Source organism: Klebsiella sp. MS 92-3 (assembly GCF_000195655.1).
GTDB lineage: Bacteria > Pseudomonadota > Gammaproteobacteria > Enterobacterales > Enterobacteriaceae > Klebsiella > Klebsiella pneumoniae.
This window is the reverse complement of record NZ_GL882845.1, coordinates 257-3,188: the sequence shown is the minus strand read 5'-3', so window position 1 is coordinate 3,188 and position 2,932 is coordinate 257. Positions and strand designations below refer to the sequence as shown.

Genomic DNA, 2,932 nt, shown 5'->3' with positions numbered 1-2,932 from the left:
GGGAACGGGGAAAAGCCAGTTTCCCCCGCTCCCGGCGTTTCTTAAACACCCGTTAAGGAAATACTGTGAAAAAAATGAACCGTACACTCCACAAATGTTGTCTGTCGGGGCTTATCAGCCTGGCTTTGTGTGCACCTGTTCCGGCCGTGTATGCCGCCAGCATCGAGACGGGATATTCTCCGGAAGGAACGGCTCTGCAGTTGGTCCTGAAGACTATTGATTCTGCGCAGCAGGAAATCCGACTGATGGGGTATTCCTTTACCTCGCCTGAAGTCGCCGGTGCGCTTGTCAGGGCAAAGCGGCGTGGTGTCGATGTGAAAGTGGTTCTGGACTGGAAAGCCAATACCGGCAAGCAAAACCAGGCGAGCCTGGCGGCCATGAATCTTCTGGTCAATGCCGGCATCCCGGTTCGCACAGTGTCGCAGTACAAAATCATGCACGACAAAGTCATCATTGCCGACGGCCGCAATATTGAAGTCGGGTCTTTTAACTACACCCGCGCCGCTGATCGGGTAAATTCAGAGAACGTGCTTGTCGTATGGGATGATCCAGTCGTTGCTCAACGCTATCTGCAGCACTGGTTGACTCGCTGGTCGCAGGGTACGGACTGGAAACGGGCTTATTAATGCTCCTCAGACATAAAACGAGCATCAATACGGTTTACTTACGTCCATGCTAAAGCGCCTGGTCCGCCCGTCGCTCGTATCTTATCTCTTAAGCCTTGCCCCTGAAGGTACTCACTTTTAGTTCAGGATGGGGCTACTATCCCACTCTCTTAAAAGAGGACATAGGCATCTCATTCAGTTGAAATTTGTACGCCAATACAAATTACAATTTTAGAAAGGATCTCTTGCAAATTGAAAGTAAGTTATTGATTTGCAGGATCTGAGAGTTCTGTAGTATCCTCCGTTCCGAAGACATTTCTGAGGTGTCAGGAGAGCGATAAATGTCACGTTCAGCAGATAAAACCACTTCCTCTACGAATGCAAAACGTGCATACCGGAAAGGTAAGCCAATGTCTGCCAGTGAGAGGCAGCTTGCTGCAATTGCGCGGAAACGCGAAACTCATAAAGAAGTTAAGGTTTTTGTTAAAAACCCACTAAAGGACGTGATGATAGCGGTTTGTGAGGAAGAAGGTCTGACACAAGCCCAGTTTATCGAGAAACTCCTCGAGCGAGAGCTTACAGAACGTGGTCTTATAGATGTAAAGACTTCACATTCTTGATCATGTTTTTATTGAGTGCTAGATTGTTGATGGTCTGAATAATTTTGGGTGTGCCACGCCCTAAGGTGGCAGGGAACTGGTTCTGATGAGGTATCTACCCGGGACCAGAAAAGCAAAAACCCCGATAATCTTCTTCAATCTTGGCGGAAGGAAAAGATTAACGGGGCCTTCATAAACTGCATAGAACGTGTTGCTCTATGCGGGGAGTATATGTACATGCTCAGAAAACTTCAAGATCAGTTTCTGTGTCATTCGCTCCTTCCGTGCAACATAAGCGCAGGAAGCGGTGACTGATATCCTTCAAAACCACTATTCACAGGTTAAAAACCCGAATCCGGTATTCACGCCGCGTGAAGGGAAAAAGACCCTGCCGTTCTGCCGTAAGCTGATGGCGAAAGCCGAAGGCTTCACGTCCCGTTTTGATTTTTCCATTCATGTGGCGTTTTTGCGTTCGCTGGGTAAGCGGCACAGGATGCCACCCCTGTTGCGCCGGCGTGCAATTGACGCGCTACTGCAGGCAATGTGTTTTCACTATGATCCGCTGGCCAATCGCGTGCAGCGCTCGATTACCAATATGGCCATCGAGTGTGGACTGGCCACCGAGTCCAGGAGCGGCAACCTGTCAGTCAGCCGTGCCACCCGGGCGCTGAAGTTTCTGGCCGAGCTGGGGCTCATCACCTATCAGACTGAATATGACCCGCAGATCGGCTGTAACATCCCGACCGATATCACCTTCACCCCGGCTCTGTTTTCCGCGCTTGACGTTTCTGAGGTGGCTGTGGTGGCCGCGCGCCGCAGCCGTGTGGAGTGGGAAAACCTGCAGCGCAAAAAGCAGAAACTGAAACCCCTGGAGATGGACGAACTGATCGCAAAAGCGTGGCGGTTTGTGCGTGAGCGTTTTCGCAGCTATCAGGCTGAGCGTAAATCTCACGGCCGTAAGCGGGATACTGCACGGCGGGATGCATCACGGCAGCGTCATGACATCGAGACGCGCGTGCGTCAGCAACTGACCCGCGAATACGCCACCGGCCGCTTCATGGGCGATAAAGAAGCGCTGAAGCGTGAGGTTGAGCGCCGTGTGCAGGAGCGCATGCTGCTGTCGCGCGGGAACAACTACACGCGACTGGCCACTGTCCCCCTATAACATTCCTTCCTTAAAAAATCCGGCCGGCGCCGGAGGCTTTCGCACGCCTGTTGGCCGGCTACTACGTATTATCTTATCTTCAGGCCTGCTTTCCTCACCATAATTCCGGTCTTCCTTGCGTCAACGTGGCCTTAAATGTTATCGCCGGCGTCACTTCTGACGGCCGATTTCTGTTATCCACATATAACTGCAAGGGAGTATTTCATTAGGCTACAACCGTGATACGTACAAAGCACATGCCGTCGGACTTTCAGGGCGCGTGGTTCCTTTTAAACACCAGCTCTGTATCTCTTTTAAAGATCCTTTAATAAATCCTGTAAACACATAACCTGTTCATCGCCTGCCCTGTGGACAGGCTGCGGAGAGTGCCCGCCCTTGCAGCGACCTGACGGTCGCGCCGGTTCGGCAACATCAGAGAGAGCTCCCATCGCTGCGCGACGGGCCCCAACCGGAGAACCAAGTTAGTTACAGCATTCAAATGAAAATTCATCATAAAACCGGCGCCGGTTTGCCAGCCGGGAGCCCCTCCCCACCACTGAAAAGCGCCGCCGCCCCCCCCCCCC

Annotated in this window: 4 protein-coding genes; all 4 read left to right on the top strand. The window is 52.1% G+C overall.

Translation table 11 applies throughout. The features are described from left to right. Window positions 1-74 precede the first annotated feature (74 nt). The 4 genes from HMPREF9538_RS06245 to repA all read left to right on the top strand — a co-directional run bounded on the left by HMPREF9538_RS06245 (window position 75) and on the right by repA (window position 2,369). Entirely contained in the window at window positions 75-626 is a 552-nt protein-coding gene (locus HMPREF9538_RS06245; protein ID WP_004152294.1) for a phospholipase D family protein, read from the top strand. A 320-nt stretch (window positions 627-946) separates the two neighbouring features. After that, window positions 947-1,225, top strand: a complete 279-nt coding sequence (locus tag HMPREF9538_RS0128270) for a replication regulatory protein RepA (RefSeq protein WP_004199332.1) — start codon at window positions 947-949, stop codon at window positions 1,223-1,225. 216 nt (window positions 1,226-1,441) lie between these two features. Further along, window positions 1,442-1,519, top strand: coding sequence for a RepA leader peptide Tap (tap, locus tag HMPREF9538_RS33240; protein ID WP_004171457.1), 78 nt, complete (start codon window positions 1,442-1,444; stop codon window positions 1,517-1,519). Further along, on the top strand, window positions 1,512-2,369 hold the full coding sequence (gene repA / locus HMPREF9538_RS06250; RefSeq protein ID WP_004152292.1) for an incFII family plasmid replication initiator RepA: 858 nt from the start codon (window positions 1,512-1,514) through the stop codon (window positions 2,367-2,369). The genes tap and repA overlap by 8 nt, the downstream gene beginning before the upstream one ends. Window positions 2,370-2,932: the final 563 nt, after the last annotated feature.